The sequence below is a fragment of the Clostridium sp. 1001271B_151109_B4 genome (assembly GCF_015670405.1).
In the GTDB taxonomy this organism is placed as follows: domain Bacteria; phylum Bacillota; class Clostridia; order Clostridiales; family Clostridiaceae; genus Clostridium.
Genome location: NZ_JADPBQ010000018.1, coordinates 1 through 19,620 on the forward strand (window position 1 = coordinate 1; position 19,620 = coordinate 19,620).

General features: G+C 29.4%; 16 protein-coding genes and 2 tRNA genes. 2 read left to right on the forward strand and 16 right to left on the reverse strand.

Translation table 11 applies throughout. From position 1 onward, the window contains the following. Positions 1-126 precede the first annotated feature (126 nt). From I4V63_RS12130 to rph, 5 genes are all read right to left on the reverse strand, one after another. A tRNA-Gly gene (locus I4V63_RS12130) sits at positions 127-200 on the reverse strand. Positions 201-232: 32 nt separating this feature from the next. After that, positions 233-308, reverse strand: a tRNA-Pro gene (locus I4V63_RS12135). A gap of 108 nt (positions 309-416) precedes the next feature. Beyond that, on the reverse strand, positions 417-893 hold the full coding sequence (locus I4V63_RS12140) for a metallophosphoesterase (protein WP_196001512.1): 477 nt from the start codon (positions 891-893) through the stop codon (positions 417-419). Positions 894-1,058: 165 nt separating this feature from the next. Next, the gene (locus I4V63_RS12145) at positions 1,059-1,658 is read right to left on the reverse strand and encodes an XTP/dITP diphosphatase (RefSeq protein ID WP_196001513.1); all 600 of its coding nucleotides are present in this window, start codon (positions 1,656-1,658) and stop codon (positions 1,059-1,061) included. Position 1,659: 1 nt separating this feature from the next. Then, positions 1,660-2,409: a ribonuclease PH gene (gene rph, locus I4V63_RS12150; protein ID WP_196001514.1), complete on the reverse strand. Its 750-nt coding sequence runs from the start codon at positions 2,407-2,409 to the stop codon at positions 1,660-1,662. A 126-nt stretch (positions 2,410-2,535) separates the two neighbouring features. Between rph and I4V63_RS12155 the strand changes: the two genes are divergently transcribed. Next, positions 2,536-4,167 carry a hypothetical protein gene (locus tag I4V63_RS12155; RefSeq protein ID WP_196001515.1) on the forward strand — a complete coding sequence of 544 codons (1,632 nt, stop codon included), beginning with the start codon at positions 2,536-2,538 and terminating at the stop codon, positions 4,165-4,167. 43 nt (positions 4,168-4,210) lie between these two features. Here the strand turns inward: I4V63_RS12155 and I4V63_RS12160 are convergent, their stop codons facing one another. Then, a complete protein-coding gene (locus I4V63_RS12160; protein ID WP_196001516.1) occupies positions 4,211-5,701 on the reverse strand; it encodes an ABC transporter substrate-binding protein in 1,491 nt (496 codons plus the stop codon). Between the two features lie 272 nt (positions 5,702-5,973). Here I4V63_RS12160 and I4V63_RS12165 point away from each other — a divergent pair, with 272 nt between their 5' ends. After that, positions 5,974-6,258, forward strand: a complete 285-nt coding sequence (locus I4V63_RS12165; protein ID WP_196001517.1) for a hypothetical protein — start codon at positions 5,974-5,976, stop codon at positions 6,256-6,258. A 50-nt stretch (positions 6,259-6,308) separates the two neighbouring features. On the opposite strand, the gene ligA is transcribed toward I4V63_RS12165, so the two are convergent. The 10 genes from ligA to I4V63_RS12215 form a co-directional block, all read right to left on the reverse strand. Further along, positions 6,309-8,294, reverse strand: coding sequence for an NAD-dependent DNA ligase LigA (gene ligA, locus I4V63_RS12170; protein ID WP_196001518.1), 1,986 nt, complete (start codon positions 8,292-8,294; stop codon positions 6,309-6,311). 27 nt (positions 8,295-8,321) lie between these two features. Then, positions 8,322-10,655 carry a DNA helicase PcrA gene (pcrA, locus tag I4V63_RS12175; RefSeq protein ID WP_196001519.1) on the reverse strand — a complete coding sequence of 778 codons (2,334 nt, stop codon included), beginning with the start codon at positions 10,653-10,655 and terminating at the stop codon, positions 8,322-8,324. A gap of 408 nt (positions 10,656-11,063) precedes the next feature. Continuing rightward, positions 11,064-11,780 (reverse strand): pseudouridine synthase, encoded by a 717-nt coding sequence (locus I4V63_RS12180; protein WP_196001520.1) that lies wholly within the window; start codon positions 11,778-11,780, stop codon positions 11,064-11,066. A gap of 121 nt (positions 11,781-11,901) precedes the next feature. Continuing rightward, entirely contained in the window at positions 11,902-13,899 is a 1,998-nt protein-coding gene (locus I4V63_RS12185; RefSeq protein ID WP_196001521.1) for a triple tyrosine motif-containing protein, read from the reverse strand. A 171-nt stretch (positions 13,900-14,070) separates the two neighbouring features. Then, positions 14,071-14,514 (reverse strand): YaiI/YqxD family protein, encoded by a 444-nt coding sequence (locus I4V63_RS12190; protein ID WP_196001522.1) that lies wholly within the window; start codon positions 14,512-14,514, stop codon positions 14,071-14,073. A 79-nt stretch (positions 14,515-14,593) separates the two neighbouring features. Beyond that, positions 14,594-15,946, reverse strand: a complete 1,353-nt coding sequence (locus I4V63_RS12195) for a glucose-6-phosphate isomerase (protein ID WP_196001523.1) — start codon at positions 15,944-15,946, stop codon at positions 14,594-14,596. Between the two features lie 254 nt (positions 15,947-16,200). Further along, a complete protein-coding gene (locus I4V63_RS12200; RefSeq protein ID WP_196001524.1) occupies positions 16,201-16,812 on the reverse strand; it encodes a DUF6241 domain-containing protein in 612 nt (203 codons plus the stop codon). 74 nt (positions 16,813-16,886) lie between these two features. Next, positions 16,887-17,729, reverse strand: a complete 843-nt coding sequence (locus I4V63_RS12205; protein WP_196001525.1) for a M15 family metallopeptidase — start codon at positions 17,727-17,729, stop codon at positions 16,887-16,889. A 281-nt stretch (positions 17,730-18,010) separates the two neighbouring features. Beyond that, positions 18,011-18,151: a hypothetical protein gene (locus I4V63_RS15820; RefSeq protein ID WP_196001555.1), complete on the reverse strand. Its 141-nt coding sequence runs from the start codon at positions 18,149-18,151 to the stop codon at positions 18,011-18,013. Between the two features lie 105 nt (positions 18,152-18,256). Further along, positions 18,257-19,582, reverse strand: a complete 1,326-nt coding sequence (locus I4V63_RS12215) for a 6-phospho-alpha-glucosidase (protein WP_196001526.1) — start codon at positions 19,580-19,582, stop codon at positions 18,257-18,259. Between the last annotated feature and the right edge of the window lie 38 nt (positions 19,583-19,620).

The following is a 19,620-nucleotide window of genomic DNA, read 5'->3' on the forward strand; positions in this document are numbered from 1 at the left end:
CTCCTGGCCCACGCCTTAGAAGGGCGTTGCTCTATCCAGCTGAGCTAAACACGCATAATACCAAAGAACGTTTTTTATTTTAAAACATTTCTTTATTTATGTCAAGCTTTTTTTTAAAAGCTTTTTTGGAGCGGGTAGTGGGAATCGAACCCACCTTTCCAGCTTGGAAGGCTGGAGTATTACCGATATACGATACCCGCATATTCTTTTTAACTAATTTCATTAGTTGAATTGGTCGGGGTGACAGGGATCGAACCTGCGACCTCATGGTCCCAAACCACGCGCGCTCCCATCTGCGCCACACCCCGGTAATCATCTTCTTTCATCTCGCTACATCTCGCAGCGACAATGATTATTCTACATGATGATTTTTAATCCGTCAACACTTTTTTTTATTTTTTTTTATTTTTTTTATTTTATAGCTCTTTTATATATGTAATAGGATCTTTTTCTTCAATTAAATCAATATATCCTAAAGTTTTATCTACTCTTCCCAACCCTAATGAAACACTTCCCGGATTCATCAAAATTAATCCATCCTCTTCTTCTATAATAGGTATATGAGAATGACCAAACAAAACTATATCTGCTCCAACTTCTTTTCCTCTGTAAAAAATAGAATTATATCCATATTTCACTCCATATCTATGCCCATGACACATAAATATCTTTTTGCCTTGAATCTCAATAATTCTTTCTTCTGGATATAATCCCCTCATATCACAGTTTCCTCTAACAGCATATACCTCTCCCTTAAACTCCTCTGTAATTTCTCTTAAATCACTTTCTCCATCACCTAAAAATAAAAGTACATCTGCACCACTAATTCTTTTTTTAACCTTATCTATACTAGTTCTATTTCCATGTGAATCACTCACTACAGCAATAAGCATAAAATCACCCTTTCCATTAAGTTAATAATTAATAGTTTATAGTTAATAGTTTATGTTGAAACTCCTTAAATAGTTTCTTTAATATATTCTAAAGTCTGTCTAAACAGACTTTATTCCTTAACTCTTAACTCAAAACTATTAACTAAATTAAAACTATTAACTAAATTAAAGTATTTCTTTAAGCTTTTTAAGCGCATTTCCTCTATGAGAAATAGCATTTTTTTCTTCTGCCGAAGCCTCTCCAAAGGTCTTATTAAATCCTTTATAGAAGAATAATGGATCATACCCAAATCCACCCTCAGTTTTTAGTTCTTCAATAATATATCCTTCAGCTTCTCCACGAACAACTTTAATATCACCATTTTCATCAACTAATGATATTACGCAAACAAATCTTGCTTTTCTATCATCACCCTTAAAATTCTTCATTTCTTCTAGCAACTTAATATTATTTTTATAGTCATTCCCATGCTCACCAGCATATCTAGCAGAATACACTCCAGGCGCTCCATTTAAACTATCCACTTCTAATCCTGAATCATCAGCTAAAACCAGAAAATTATCTTCTCCTCTTTTTTTCAAATATAAATAAATTTCAGTAGCCTTTTTCTTAGAGTTTTCTTCAAAAGTAATTCCATCTTCTTCTACATCTATGTTAATATCCATATCATTCAGAGAATATACCTCATACTCTAAACCATTCAGTATATCTTTAATTTCTTTTATTTTCTTAGAGTTATTACTAGCTAAAACTATTTTTTTCATATTATTCTCCATCTCCTGTTCCAATCCATAAAGAATCCATCTTTAAGCAATCCTTTTGTAATTGAATCATTTGCTTTATTCCTTTTTCAGCTAAATCTAATAATTCATTTAGTTCAGTTCTATTAAATGGAGCTTCTTCACCTGTACCTTGTATTTCAACAAATTCACCATCATCAGTTCCAATGACATTCATATCAACTCTTGCTGTTGAGTCTTCCTCATAGCATAAATCAAGCAACTTTTCTTCTCCAACAATTCCTACACTAGTTGCACATAAAAACTTTCTAATTGGATAAACTTTAAATGGTTTTTGTTTGTGTAATTTATTCATAGCATCAACTAAAGCTACAAAAGCTCCACAAATAGAGGTAGTTCTTGTTCCCCCATCAGCTTGTATAACATCACAATCTATCCAAATAGTTTTTTCCCCTAAAGCTTTTAAATCAACTACTGATCTTAATGCTCTTCCTATTAATCTTTGTATTTCCATTGTTCTTCCATCAATTTTTAACCTCGCTATATCTCTCGGTTTTCTTGTTGCTGTAGAACGTGGCAACATATTATACTCAGCTGTAATCCAACCTTCCCCACTACCTTTTAGAAATGGTGGTACCTTATCCTCTATTGATGCAGTACAAATTACCTTTGTATCTCCTACTTCTATTAAAACAGATCCCTCTGCATGTTTTATATAATTTCTAGTTATTTTTGCATTTCTAACTTGGTCATTTCTTCTTGCTCCACTCCTCATTGAAAATTCCTCCATTTCATAATTTTACTTACTATATATTAAATTTCTCCTTTTTTTAAAAATAATGCAACAAATTCTCACTTAACTCATAATATTAATATAAGGATTAATTAAGAGGTGAAGAATTTGAGATATATTGGGCCATTTTTTAGAATGAATAGCCTTTCTGAAAAGGAAATTAACGGGCAACTTTTTTATTTATCTAAAGAAGCAGTAAAAACTATAGTGCTACAATCCAAATGTGGTTTAGTTTCTAAAATAAAAAAGAATAAATCATCTTCCTCCATTGATATTAGCACAAATAGTAATTTTTCTCCACTATTATGTGTTTACAGAAAGTCATCTGCAAACTTTATTCATAGTAAGAATTCAAATGGATTTGATGAAGATTCTTTTAAGAAAGAAATTAACCCAAGCACTAACGCTTTAATGACTTTATGCATATTAGAATTACTAGATTACTATAGGAGTTTTGAAAACATAGATAGTAGCAATTATGCCTTATACGATTTATACAATAGTATATCTAAGGATCAACTTGAATTTTATTCTTCAAACTTACGAAATGGAGAAGGAGTTTTCGTAGATAAAAAAAACTTACTAGAAAACAATGCTAGAAACTTTAATTTAGTTGATAAAGATAATAAATTTAAATTTTCCGATCAAGCTTTCATGATGCTTGCATATTATATGTTTTCTATTAAGAATCCCAAAGATGAAGTTTCAGAATCATATGCTGAGTTTTCATTGCAAATTTTAAATATGTTTTATGATTTTAAAGATAAATTATACGAATGTTCATTAGATGAAATTTGCAAAGTTCTACTATCATTAAATATTTTATATAGCTATAAAAGTGATGATGAGCTTAAGGATTTTATAATAGATTTGGCTGATTATTCAATGTGTAAATTTGATGAAAAGGACTATTATGTTAATTCTTTAGATTCTGCTGCCTTGTGCTCATTAGTTTTAACCTTATCTTATAAACATACGAAAATAATAACATTTTTAGAGAAATCCACCGAAATAATAAATAGATTATACTCTTTATATGATGAAGATAAGGGTGCTTTTTATAAATTATCATCAAAAAAAGAAATTAAATACTCCTGTTTTGATATTACTTTTTATATTTTGGCCTTTATTATTTATGATGATGTATCTACTAATTCATCTGAGCATAGAAATATGATATCTACTGTTTATAGAAAATTTATAATAAACTCTGGAATAATTTCTAGCTGGCCAGAAGCCCCTACATTAGATGATTATGAACGTTATAGAGGGTTTACTTTAAGCTCAAAGGATATGGTAGATGAAAGTTATTTCAGAATGCCAGACATTCCTACCCCAGAAGGCAATGGAGTTGCACCTATATTTAATAAATATGTTACTTATAATAAGCGTAAAGATACTTTTTCTAATACTAAGAACACCTTTGATAGTTACAGGAACTTTTTAAATTTCTTCTTACTTATTCATTTATTTAAAGATGAATATATGAATGAATTAGGATTGATTCCTGTTCAGACATCTAATACTGATGATATACGTGATAATAATTCAACTACTATTGAAGAATCAGATGATTCAATTCCTAAGATTGAAGCAGATATTGTCACAGAAATCCCATGTGATGAATTAACATCTAATTCTGTGGATAACACCTTTATATCTGTTGATGAATCAAGTTTAACTGAATTAAGTAATATCGATAAAAACAATAATGATGCTAAACCAACATTGTCTAATTAATAAATAAAGTCGGCATAAGCCGGCTTTATTTTGAATTACATCCTTATTTAATGGCACTAAAATCTATATTACCATTCCCGTCTAAAATATTTTCATCTTTATTATCATTAACTGCTATAGTATTGTTATAAAATAATAGTGGTAATACTCTATGATTATTAAAAAGCTCTTCTTCTATCTCAGCAAATAATTCTTCTTTTTCAGCTTTAGAATTCGAATTATTTATCATATCTCTTTCATTTTTTGGAAGAAAACTTGATATTGTAGAAAGAAGCTGTTCATCATCCTCTAATTTAGCATATACATTTACTAATGCAATATCATAATAATTTTTTTCACTAATTAAATTCATATCATCTTCTGTAAGTAAATTACAAACTAAGGTTATATCTGTATTTTCCTTAAACCACGAAGTTAAATAATCAGTTATATCTTTGTTTTGTAAACTTTCTTTTGCAACAAGAACTATTTTGCTTGGCATTTCTACATCATTTTTTAAATTAACCATAACATTTCTGCTTTGCAACTTTGTTAAATCATCCTTGTCTTCTCTAAAATAGCTACATTCAGCTAATTCAAGAAGTAAATCATTTTTATTTTGATATTCCTCTATAGCTTTACTAACTAATCTATATATTTCATTCTTGACTTGATTTGAAAAGTTTTCATTATTCCCATTAAAGGCTAAATAAACAGCTTCATCAGATGGAGTTTCTACTAATTTACCTTCTTCCTTAAGTCTTTGTAATTGACTTGTAGGTGGATTCATAACAATATCTCTTTCACCTATTTCAAACGCAGCTAATGCCAAATCTTCACTATCATCCTTAACTAAATGTATTGTTTGAGCCAATTCTACATTTGAATTATCAGCTCTCTTTAAAATTATTTCAGAGTCACTCATTGAAGAAATACAATAATTACCTGAATACGAAATTGAACTATAATTCCTATCTATATTCTCCCAAAACAACAATTCTTTTCTTACTCTATACTGTGGCTTAGTTAGCTCCTCAACAAATCCATCATCCTTTGAATTCAATCTAATCTTTAAGCTATCTTCAGTACTAGTTATAGCAACAGTATTCGCAAATGAATTATTTCCATTTATATAATCTTTTACTCCAAACACATTTAACAGTGCAGAAATTTCATTCTCTTCTGTAATTACTTCTCTAAAAAAATCTACAATATCACTAGGGGTAATCTTACTTCCATCACTCCAATAAATATCATCTCTAATTTTAAATACATACTCTAATCCATCATCACTAACAGTATAGTCCTGAGCTAAAACCGGCTGTATATTACCCTCAGAATCTAGCTCTACTAATCCCTTGCTTGTAGCGCATACTATATCTTGTTCCCTTTTGCTTAATTTACCAATAGATTTTAAATTTTCTGGTATACTTGTTATTGAATAAACAATATCCCCAGTATTACTTATATTTTCTTGTGGTGTCTTATCTATAAAACTTAATAATATAATTATTGTTACAATCGAAACAGAAATAGCTGCTATTATCTTTTTCAAATTTATTTCCCCTCTCTTGTTATACTTTTCTATAATTATAGACATAATTATAAAGAATTAATCTTTTTCAATAATAAGTAAATTATTTTTATAGAAATTTTCCCAATTTATGATATAATCATTGTAAACAAGATTCAAAGTTTTATATTTTGTTAATAGAACTTAACTGCCACTCTAAATCTTAGATTTAGTTAGTAGAAGTTAAACTACGTGTACTCACTGACTGAAAAGTATTGAGTTTCCGTTTACAAATTTATGGAGGTACTAATCATATGACAACTGCAATGCAAATAGTTCAAATAATATTTCAATCAGTAGCAATAATATTTATGATTTGCTTTATGTTCATTGGAATATGGTCTTTCATAGCCTTTTTAAAGATGCTTAAAAATCAAAGAATTCAAACATATTTACTTGAAAAAATAAATAAAAGCATTTCATCACTTGAAAATAATTCAAAGAAAAATGATACACTTTATGAACCTGAGTTCTTAATGGATGATTCAATCACTAACGATGATGATAACATTATAAAGTTTGATGATAATATAATATAAATATAATATAAAAAAGTAGTTACAAATTCATTTGTAACTACTTTTTATATCTAAATCATTTTTTCAAATTCTTCTTCAGTTAAAACAGTAACTCCTAAATCTTGAGCTTTAGTCAATTTAGAGCCAGCCTCTTCTCCTGCAATAACATAATCAGTCTTTTTACTTACACTTCCTGAAACCTTAGCTCCTAACCCTTCAAGTTTAGCCTTTATTTCACCTCTAGAGTAATTTTGCAATGTACCTGTTACTACAACTGTCTTACCATTAAAAGAACTCTCTAATATTACAGTTTCTTCAAATATAGGTTTTACTCCTAAATTAAATAATTCTTCTATTGTATTTAATACTTTTTCTTCATGGAAAAATTCTAATACACATTTAGCTACTATATCACCAACATCTTGTACTGAAATTAACTCTTCAAATGTAGCATTTTTTAATCCCTCAATAGATTTAAATTTATTTACTAAATCTTTAGCAGTTTTAACTCCTACATTAGGAATTCCAAGTGCATATATAAATCTATATAGTTCCGGCGTCTTGCTTCTTTCAACTGCATCTAAAAGATTTTGTGCCTTCTTTGGTCCAAATTTATCTAAAGTTAATAGTTCATCAAAATTAAGTTTATATAAATCTGCTATTGATCTAATGTCTAACTTTTCGAATAATTGCTCTGCTGTCTTTTCTGAGAATCCCTCAATATTCATAGCATCCCTACAAGCAAAGTGAACTATACTCTTTACTAACTGTGGTTTACAAGATAATGTATTTTCACAGAAATAGTGCGCTCCATCTAAAACTAAATGACTTCCACATGCTGGGCAAGTTTCTGGCACTTTTATTTCAGTAGCATTTTCTAGCGAAGATTCTACAACACCCATAATTTCAGGAATAACATCGTTAGATCTTCTTATAAAGACTTCTGCTCCAATCATTACACCTTTTCTTTTAATATCATCCATATTGTTTAAAGTTGCTCTTTTTACAGTCACTCCTGCTAGTTCTACTGGTTCAAGTATCGCTGTTGGACCAACTCTTCCACTTCTACCAACATTCCATTCAACATCTAAAAGCGTAGTAGTAGCTTCTTGAGCTTCAAACTTAAATGCAATTGCCCATTTTGGGAATTTAATAGTATACCCAAGCAAGTCTCTCGTTCTTATGTCATCAATGGCGATAACTACTCCATCAATATCATAATTTAAATCAAATCTCATTTCTTTTATTTCATCTATATAATTTTTAACATCATCTAAATTATCCGCATATCTTATATATGAATCCATAGGAAGTCCTTTCGCCTTTATAAAGCTTAACATTTCCTCATAACTTTTAAAGTTTTGTCCTTCTTTATAACCTACATCATAAAAGAACGCAGAAAGTCCTCTTCTTGCGGTTTCCTTAACATTTAAATTTCTAAGTGCTCCTGCTGCACCATTTCTTAAATTCTTAAGTGGAGTATCTGATGTTTCATTATATTTTTCAAATGCTTCAGTAGTCATGATTGCCTCACCATGAACTTCAAATAAATCCCCTTTTGAAGTTTTTAAAGGAATAGATTTTATTGTCTTAACTTGAGCTGTTACTACCTCTCCAGTTTCACCATTTCCCCTTGTAGCTGCAATTTCCATTACTCCGTCTTCATTATAAGTTAAATTAATAGTAAGCCCATCAAACTTCTTTGTTATTACATATCTTAATGGCGGTAAGTTTTCACCTCTAGAATTCATTTCATTTACAAATTTAACATTTCTATTATGCCAATCTATTATTTCTTCAAAACTTTGTGCTTTATCTAAACTCCATAATCTAGCTTTATGTGTATATTTAGAAAACCCTTGTAAAGTAACATCTCCAACTCTTTGGGTTGGTGAATAAGGAAGTACATATCCTGTTTCTTCTTCTAAAGCCTTTAATTCATCATATTTACTATCATATTCTTTATCTGTAACTGATGGATTATCTAAAGAATAATATTCATAAGCATATTTATTTAAAAGTTCAACTAATTCTTCTATACGAGCTTTCTTATCCATTAAAATCTTCCTTTCTTAAATGGCAATTTATAAAATTTCAAGCTTTGCCATCGATAACATTAAGTTCTTTATCCCTTGTTTATCAAATGCAATAGTTAATTTTTTATCTCCATTAACATCAGCAACTGATACAATTGTTCCTTCTCCAAATTTATTATGTTTAACTTTTCTTCCCATAGTTGCTTCTGCTGCTGTCATTAACGAAGATGAACTATTTGAATTTGCTAAACTATTTGTTGTTGATAGACCACTTCCACCAAAGTTTCTATTTTCAAATGTTCCGTAATCACTTCTTAAACTATGTGGATTACTATAAGTTGGCTTAAATCTATTAGTTGAAGGTGTCCTAGCTGCACCTTGAGTTAAGTCTCTTGTTTCTCCAGTCATAGATATATATTCCCTTAATTCTGGCTTAATCTCTGAAATGAAGTCTGATTGAGGGTATGCAACAGTTCTACCAAATACTCTTCTTACTTCAGCAGATGTCATAAATAAAGTTTCTTTTGCTCTAGTTATTCCAACATAACAAAGTCTTCTTGATTCTTCCATTTCAGCGTCACTATTAAATGAAGCTTGACCTGGGAATATTCCATTTTCCATTCCAACCATAAATACAACCGGGAACTCTAACCCCTTTGCACTATGAATTGTCATTAATACAACTGTTCCATTTTCATCTTCTTCATCTTCAAGCTTATCAGTATCTTGAACAAGCGATACCTTTTCTAAGTAAGATTCTAATTGAGTTTTATTTATATCAAAATCAGCTGCTCCGCTTCTCTTTTCTATTTCATATGTTTTTTCAAAATCAACAGCATCTGATACTAATTCTTTTAAGTTTTCTATTCTACTCTTATCTTCTATTTGTTTTGAAGCCTCAAGTTCTCTAATATATCCTGTATCTTCTAAAATTGTCTCTATTAAATGTGATACTGGAACCGTCTCAGATATCATCATTAAATTTTCCATAAGCTCCATGAACTTTTCAATACCAGCACAATTTCTCGCTGTTAGTGTTGGTATAGTTCTAACCTCTGATAATGCATCCCATAAAGTCAATTCATAACTTTCAGCAAAATCTAAAACTTTTTGTATAGTTGCATCTCCTATCCCTCTCTTAGGAACATTTATAATTCTTCTTAAAGCTATACTATCTGAAGGATTAACAAGAACCTTTAAATAACTTAACATATCTTTAATTTCTTTTCTATCATAGAACTTGGTTCCACCAACAATCTTATAAGCTATTGCAGCTCTTCTTAAGCTTTCTTCAAATATACGTGACTGAGCATTTGTTCTATAAAGTATAGCAAAATCTTTGTATTGTCTATTTTGCTCTCTTTTTATTTTTTCAATTTGATTGGCTACAAAAGTCCCTTCATCACCATCTGAAAATGCTCTATATATTTTAATTTTACTACCTAATTCTTGTTCAGTTCTTAGTACTTTGCTTTTTCTATTTGCATTATTAACTATAACAACATTAGCTGCATTTAATATATTACCTTTTGAACGATAATTTTGCTCAAGCTTTATAACCTTAGCTTCTGGATAATCCTTCTCAAATCCAAGGATATTTTTTATATCTGCGCCTCTCCATTGGTAGATGCATTGGTCATCATCACCCACTACGCATAAATTTCTATGTTTAGCTGCAAGTAAAGTTACCAATTCATATTGAGCTCCATTAGTATCTTGATACTCATCTACCATAATATATTGGAACTTTCTTTGATAAAACTCTAAAGTCTCAGGATCTTTTTTAAATAATTCAACAGTCTTACAAATTAAATCATCAAAATCTAAAGCATTATTTTCTTTTAATCTTTTTTGATACATTTTATAAACTTCAGCAATTTTCTTTTCTCTAAAGTTTGATTCATGTTCTCTATAATAAGCGTCAGCACTTTGCATATTATCTTTTGCTTTACTTATCTTACCCATTATTTCTTGTTCAGTAATTTCTTTATCATTAATTTGAAGAATTTTTATGCACTCTTTTACAAGTGTCTTTTGATCTGTTCCATCATATATAGTAAAATTCTTTTTATATCCAAGCTTTTCAATTTCTCTTCTTAATATTCTCACACAAGTAGAGTGGAATGTAGAAATCCACATATCTTTGGCTTTTTCACCGATAATAGCCTCAACTCTTTCTTGCATTTCCTTTGCCGCCTTATTAGTAAAAGTAATAGCTAAGATTTTATATGGAAAGATTTTAAGATCTTCTATCATATGAGCCATTCTATAAGTTAAAACTCTAGTTTTTCCTGAGCCTGCTCCTGCTAAAATAAGTACAGGTCCATCCACAGTTACTGCGCCTTCATATTGTTCTTTGTTTAATAAAGATTTTAAATCCAAAAGAACATCCTCCCTTCAAAAATATATAAGTGAAATACCTTCAAAATCAAATCGAACGTATAATCTATCTAAAAATTATTATAGCATAACAGTATATATTATTACCTCAAAATAAAAATTTAATTGTACCTTTATGGAAATTTTTAGTTTCCAGAATTATAATAAAAAAATAACTCTACAATCCTAAAATTGTAAATTTAAAAAAGAACGCAAAAAAACGCAACCCTTGGGGCCAGGTTGCGCTTCAGCAATAAGCAATAAATAAAAAGGGGGCTATTTAATTCCTTTTATTTATCCTTGCATTAATATTATAGTAGAGAAAAAATTATATTGCAAGGGATTTTTGAAAAATATCTTGCTTATTTTTAGCCCCATGAATGTTATTATATCATTTTTCGTTTTCTTTCGTTAAAAACTCTTTAAAATAGCTAATTCCTCTTCTGTTAACTCTCTATATTCGCCTTCTTCTAAATCTTCATCTAAAGGTAAAGTTCCAAATTCTGTTCTTTTTAAATATACAACATTCTTATCAACAGCTTCAAACATTCTCTTAACTTGATGGAATTTTCCTTCTTGAATAGTTACCATCACTTCTGAACCTTCATCAGTAGCATTCAAAATTTCAAGTTTTGCTTCTTTACATAAATATCCGTCATCCAATGTAATTCCAGCCTTAAATTTAGCAACATCTTCATCAGTTACTTTCTTATCTATCTTCGCATAATAAACCTTATCAACCTTCCATTTAGGTGAAATCAATCTATGATTTAGCTCACCATCATTAGTTAATAATAATAACCCTACTGTATCCTTATCTAATCTTCCAACGGGAAATGGTTCAAACACTTGGTGATCAATTTCTAATAAATCAACAACAGTTTCATCTCTGTTATCATATGTAGCTGAAACAACACCATCTGGTTTGTTCATCATTAAATAAATAAATTTTCTATAAAATATTTCTTCACCATTAATTACTATTTTATCTTTTTCAGGATCAACTTGCATTCCACTATCTTTAGCTATTTCTCCGTTAACTTCAACTAATCCACTTCTACAAATTTTCTTAAGCTCTTTTCTTGTACCATATCCTAAATTAGACAGTACCTTATCTAGTCTTTCCATACAACACCTCGTTAAACTTTATATAGCCTATTCTATTATTAATATTCCACAAATGCAAGAAATTAAAAGACCGCCTCAATAGAATCTTAGAAATATGAATATTCTATTGAAACGGCATGTCTTATTTTACTTCAAACTCTATTATATCATAATCTTCATATGAAATATCTTTATGGAAGCTCTTAGTTAATACTAGAACTCTATAACTTCCATTTTTAAATGGAACAAATGTATAGTAATTCTTTCTACTATAACTTTGAGATAATACCCATTCTCCATTTATCATGATATAAAACTCATAGCAAACTTCTTTCCCACCATGTGATGTTGCTTCAAAAGTTACTTCTTGTCCTATTTTAAATTCATTAGAATAAAGCTGTATTTTAGTTGAGTTAACTGGAGTTACTTCTTGAACATAAACGGAAACTTCTTTTTTACTATCATACTCTTCAGTAGATTTCACATTCTTCGCATAAATTACAAAAGAGTATTTTCCAGGACATTTAGGCCTTATTTTTATTGCTTTTTCTTTTACAAAATCGGTATTCTCTACTTCATATCCATTTATCTTTGTAACAAATTTAACTAAAACATCCTTAGTATTTTTAACTATTGCTTCAATATTAATAATATCATCTACTAAATAAACCTCTCTACTATTTAATAATACATAATCAATATCTGCTGCTATATAATCCTTTGCATCTATAAATAACGATGTTGATGCATCATATGGTCTTGAAGAAAATTCATCCTTAACTTTAATATCTATTTCATATGTTCCTGATTCAGTTGGGATAAAATCAATCCAATTATTTGTTCCATAATCTATACTTTCTTTTTGAATTCCTTCTTTATAAATTGTAAACTTATAAAGAGGCTTTATTCCACCATCAGTCTTTACTTTAATATTTATCTTATCTCCAATTATACATTTTCTGCCCTTATCACATTTAACATCTGATATTCTAACTGGCTTTTCTCCTTTATTAAAGACTTCATATTGAATAGATGTAATATCCTCATGGTCTCCTTCAAATGAAATATCCTTAACCTTTAGTGTTATTTTATATTTTCCCTCATCCCTTGGCTCCCAAACACACTCATTTCCTCTAATATATCCACTATCTTCAGAAATAGGACCTTCTATTATATATCTATATAATAATTCTCTTCCTCCATCAACATCTGCCTTTAAGTTAATAACAGTTCCAGCTGCTTGTGGAGATTTAACATCACTTTTAAAACTTCTAATATTAACTTCTTCATAAGGATCAACGTTATATAAAATAACTGCCCTATCATCAAAGCTCTTTGATGAAAACATATCTCTCACTAAACATAATAATTTATATTGCCCCGGAACCTTTTCTTTAAATGTGACTATACTTCTAGAGGAAAAATCTTGAATACAAATAACTTTTCCCTCTTTATTCACTTTTAAAAATTTATATAACAATGGTCTATTTTGTTGATAATTTGATTCTACCTTAAAAATCAACTCTTCATTTACTAACTTATTATTTGTTAAGCATTCAAAATTAGTAATTTCTATTTTATCTAACTCCTTAACTTCTACCTTAACAGTAGTAAAGTCATCTACATTTCTTTCAGAGTCTACCTTCTTACATTCTATTAATATTTCAAAATTACCAGCTTCAACACCGGTAAAAGTATATTCTTTTTCTGTGCTATAGTCTCTTAGAATTTCCCAATCCTTTTCTCCATTAATCCAAAATCTATATAATACTAATTCCTCATTACATGTTACATTTATTGTAGATTTTTCACCTACTCTTATCTTATTATTAACCTCTACTTCTTTTATCAGTTTTTCATTCTCTACAACTTCATATTCGGATTTACCAAGATAATCATAGGATTTTTTACATGAAGTGGATTTACCTTGTACCATTATCATGTATTTTCCTGGCTTAGAGGGCTTCCATGTACATATATTGTTTTTAGAAAAATCCTGTATAGGCTTCCAAATCCCTTCTAATCCTTCTATAAATTTGTATTCAACATCATCATTTTCAGTTAAAAATGCTGCAATATTTATACTTTCGTTCAAATCAGCAGGGCTTTTATTATCAAAATCAATTAGTACCTCTTTCATTTTTTCTTCCCCCTCACCATATTATCCATAATTAAGTTAATTACTTTACATAGTTTTGTTGCTTCGTCATAATTTTCTATTTAAATTATACTCTTTACCCTTTGAAATAAAAACTGAAATTTGTCTATGAAAGTATAAAAAAAAGAACAACTATAGATATTTTTCTACAGTTTATTCTATATTTTTTCTTTTTATTAAATATAATAAATTTTTTCGTAATCTATCGTCATCTTCTGAAGACCTTTTCTTTGCATTAGGTGTCTTTCCACCACCTCTTCTTATCTTTTGAGATAAATGCCTTTGTTCAAGCATAGCACCTATATTTTCATTAGTATAAATATATCCCTTTGGACTAATTGCACTAGCTTTTTTCCCTAAACAAATAGCGGCTACACCATAATCTTGAGAGATTACAATATCATTATTTAAACATTCATTTACAACTTTCATATCAACACTCTGAAAGCCACTATCCACAATTCTAACTTCACCATAGCCTACATTTATATAATGATTAATATCACAATATATTATAAGCTCTAACCCATATTTCTTTGCTATATTTACAATAATGGAGATACCAGGACAGGCATCTCCATCAACAATAATCTTCATTTATTATATACCTAAAAGAAACTCCTTTTCCTATGGACAAAGGAGTAAATTCGCCTTGCCAAATATAAAATTTGGAGGCTTACTTAAGTCTTTCTTCTAGTTCAGCTTTTAAATCTTCGAATCCTGGCTTACCAAGTAAAGCAAACATATTCTTCTTGTATGCTTCAACACCTGGTTGGTCAAATGGATTAATTCCTAAAAGATATCCACTGATTGCACAAGCTTTTTCGAAGAAGTAAACTAATTGTCCAAAGTAATATGGTGTTAATTCTGGAATATTTAAAATCATGTTAGGAACTCCACCATCACAGTGAGCTAATAATGTCCCTTTGAATGCTTGTTTATTAACGAAATCAACTGTCTTACCTGCTAAGAAGTTTAATCCATCAACATTTCCTTCAGCTTCTTCTATAGTAAGTTCTTTTGCAGCTTTCTCCACATTAAGAACTGTTTCAAACATTATTCTGCTACCATCTTGAATGAATTGTCCCATTGAATGTAAGTCTGTTGAGAAGTCAACAGCTGCTGGGAATATACCCTTTTGATCCTTACCTTCTGATTCTCCATATAATTGTTTCCACCATTCATTAAAATAGTGTAATGAAGGTTCATAGTTAACTAAAACTTCTACATTTTTTCCTTTATTGTATAATGCATTTCTCATTACTGCATATTGATAACAATCATTTTCTTTTAATGATGGATTAGAGTATTTTTCTCTAGCATCAGCAGCTCCTTGCATTAATTCATCTATATTAATTCCAGCAACTGCAATTGGTAATAAACCAACAGCTGTTAATACTGAGAATCTTCCACCAACATCATCAGGAACTACGAATGTTTCATAACCCATAGTGTCAGCTAATCCTTTTAATGCTCCTCTTTCTTTATCAGTAGTAGCAAATATTCTTTCCTTAGCTCCATCAACTCCATATTTCTTTTCCATGAAGTCTTTAAATATTCTGAAAGCTATAGCTGGTTCAGTAGTTGTACCAGATTTAGATATAACATTAACAGAAACATCTAATCCTTCAATAGCTTCAAATAAATCACTAATATATGTTGAACTTATATTGTTTCCTACGAAGAACACCTTAGGTGTCTTTCTTGCATTGTTTGGTAACATATTATAAAAGTTATTTGTTAATCCTTCTATAGCAGCTCTTGCACCTAAATATGATCCACCAATACCAATAACTATTAATACATCAGAATTTTCTTTAATTTTATTAGCTGCAACCTTAATTCTTGCAAATTCCTCTTTATCGTAATTTACAGGAAGATCTAACCAACCCAAGAAATCATTTCCAAAGCCAGTTCCTTCGTGAACAGTTTTGTGAGCATAATTAACCATACCTTCCATCTTATCTAATTCAGTCAAAGATGCATATGGTTGAACTTTTGATAAATCTAAACTTAAACCATTTTTCATAATTTTTCCTCCGAATATTGTGGTATTTTTAACACTTTTTATTATATCATAATTTATCTTATGCTAACAAATGAAAGGTAAATTAATTAACCCTTTTTATGACATTAATCGATATTGCTTTCCGTTTTTTTCAATACTTAAATTCATTTTTGTAATCTTACACCATAAATTCATTATTTTTTATAGAAATTAATAAAATATTTCTTATTAACTCTTATCAATACATATATATTATATTCATAAATATAATTAGATTATTCACTTAAATAATTAACAATAGTTTGTATACTTTGATCATCTAATGCTTTTGCCTTACCTATAGTTCCACCAAGTTTTGTCCATACATAATTATGAACTTCTACACCATTAGAAAAATCTAATTCTTTCCATTTCTTTAATTCTGTATCAAGATATTCATCTCTACCATTTAGCTGATATAAAGCTTTATCTATGCTATCTTGAGTTATTTCATCTTTTCCCCATATGTTTCCGTCCTCAGCTATTATTATAGTATTTGCCATACGATGAATCATATCATATATTGTATTAATATCAACAACTTCAGTCGTAATATTTTCTTCTGTATTACCAATACTTTCTTCTGTGTTTTCTACTTCATTATTTGATTCACTTACCTTATTCAAAGCAAAATTAACTATTTCATATCCATTTACCCATAAAATGGCAACAGTTGAAAGTGATAAGATTAAAATAACTATAATTATTATAGCTTTTTTTGCTTTAGAATTTCCTCCCTCATACTCATACTCATCTTCATCATAGTCATCTTTATATTTCTTTTCATCAATAGTTTTAAACTCTTCTAATTTTTCTTCATCTTTCTTTTCTATCTTATCTTTTCCCATACCAGTACTCCTTTCATTCCTCTCTTAACCATATACTTAAATCATTATCAATATATTAATAAAATACTTTTTATTTAATTACCCATACTCTGAATCTCTTCTATTTTAGAGTTTACTCCATCAATAAATTCCTCAAAGCAAATTCCTCTTTCCATAATATCTTTAGCTATATCAGTATCTCCAATATATCTAAAATGCCATGGTTCATAATTATATCCTGTAATATCTTCCTTTCCTTTTTGATATCTAAGGATAAAACCATACTTATAACAATTGTTAATTAACCATTTAAATGCATCAGTATTTTCAAACCCTTCATCTAAGTAAGGATAATCATTACAAACTATATCAATTGCTAATCCCGTCTGATGTTCTGATGCTCCTGGATCAGCTGTATATTGTCTAGTTTTTTCAATTCCTTTTGCTTCTACTCTTGAATTATATAAATTCTCTTGCACACTATAACTTCTATATCCTGAAATAGCTATAAGGTTAACATTATCTTTTAATGCTGCATTAAACATTTCCTTTGCTGCATTGTTTGTCCTTTCATCTAACTGCTTACAATCAATGTATTCTTCAAAAGCTATATCTGAATCTACCAAAGTACTAGGCACATAATCAACAGCAAGCTTATTATTTTTATTTACTAATATAAATAATTCATCATTTAATATATCTTGTAATCTTTTAATTTCGTCATTTTTCAAATTATCAGCATCTGAACTAAAGGCATCATTCATTTCTCTGCTCTTAGATTTTGCTAATAAAACTTCTTTATTATTTACATCTTCTACACTTTCACTACTATCTATATTATTATCACTTACGTTATTAATTCCTAATGCAACTGCAACAACTATAAATATCAAACAGGACATTATTTTTAATTTATCAAATTCCTTTCTATTATTCATATCATCCTCCTACTATATTAATGATATTGGTATATATTGCCATAACATTTACTATAATAATACTTTTCATAGTTTTTTTCTAGTAATTTTCTAAAAAAGCAGATAAGATTTTGTCCTATCTGCTTTATAATTATCATAGTAAAAATTATGTCTATTATTAAATTTTAGCATACCTCTATTGTTAAATTTTAACACAAATTAATTGTTTTTACCATATCTTTTAATATTGTCAATGAAAAAACTCGGAATGCTCAATAAAAACATCCCGAGATTTCTGTTTATTATTCGAATTCAATAGCTACTAAGGGTTTTCCTATGTAATCATAAAGTACGCGATTAACACCTTTAACCTTATTTACTATTCTAGTTGTTAATTTTTCAAGTACTTCACATGGAAAATCAGTTGATTCTCCGTAAAGTATTCATTAGTAAATATGTTAATACTATTTTTATGAACCTAAAACACTAGTAATGATTAATCATTACTAGTGTTTTTTTTACTATTATATTAAATTTCAAATAATATCTTACTTTAATTCAGGCCATAAACCTTTATTAGCTGCGTATAATTCATCTAACACTTTTTTACCCACAGTATAATTAGGTATTGTTTTGTTAAGCATTACAGCTTCTAAAGCTTTTTGGTAAGATCCAGATAACGCTGCTTCAACCGTTATTTTTTCATAAGCTTTTTGCATTTCCATCAATCCTTTTTGGAAATCTGGTACCTCACCAATATTAATGGTTTCAGCTCCCATTGAACCAATATAGGCTGGCGTCTCAACAACCGCCTCTGAGTCAAAATTTGAGATTGCACCATGATTCTTTTTATTGACTATAAATCGCTCTCTAGTATTATGAATAATCGCATAAGCAATATCAACAATATAATTGCCATGAACGCCTGCATGTAGTGAAGATTCTTTAGCTGATCCTTCTGAAATCACTCGACGGCATTCATCATAAATACGTTTTTCCCTACCTTGCATTACATAATCTCCACGAGTAAAGGAAACGTCATCATGCGCCACCATTTCATCTGGTGTTAAATAATACTGCAAGTAACAATTAGGGAAATATTCCGGAAAACGTTTAAATAAGCTAATCATTTGTTTATAAGTATCCACCCAATACTGATCTCCAACAGTTTCATCATTTGACATCAAAAGCGTATCAATTTTACCAGAAAGAACATCTTCACGTAATTGCGGTAATAAATCAAAACCCTTTTCATCATATACATTGCTCCACCAACCAAAATGATTCAATCCAAAGTATTTAAATGTTAAATCATGGTGATCCTTATTAAAGTACTTTGCAATGGCCCCTTCAATTGAAATTGGCATATCACAAATGCATAAAACATTCGCTTCCGGAAACTCACGATAAATTGCTTCTGATAAAATGGCCTCTGGATTTGTATAGTTTAAAATCCAAGCTTTAGGACAAATTTCTTTTACCTTTTTTATAATTTCTAGAACAGCTGGTATTACCCTCATAGCAAAAGAGAATCCACCTAAGCCACAAGTTTCCTGACCAACAACGCCATTATTTAAGCATATTTTTTCATCAATAGCTCGCTGTTTATTCAAGCCGGGACGAATTTGCATAAATAAGAAATTAGCACCTTTTAAAGCTTCATCAATATTCGTTGTATAAGTAACATTTACTTTAGATCCTAATTCTTTATAGTACATTTTGGTATATTGACCAAGCAAGGAAACTCTTTCCTCATCAATATCATATAGAACCAAATCGCTCAAGTTTAATTCTTCTGCACGCTTTCTTAAAACTTCTAAAATACCAGGTGATTGCGTAGAACCGCCACCAACCATTACAAATTTATTACCCATTTTCTACTTCCCTCCAATTTCTAAAAATTAAACCTCAT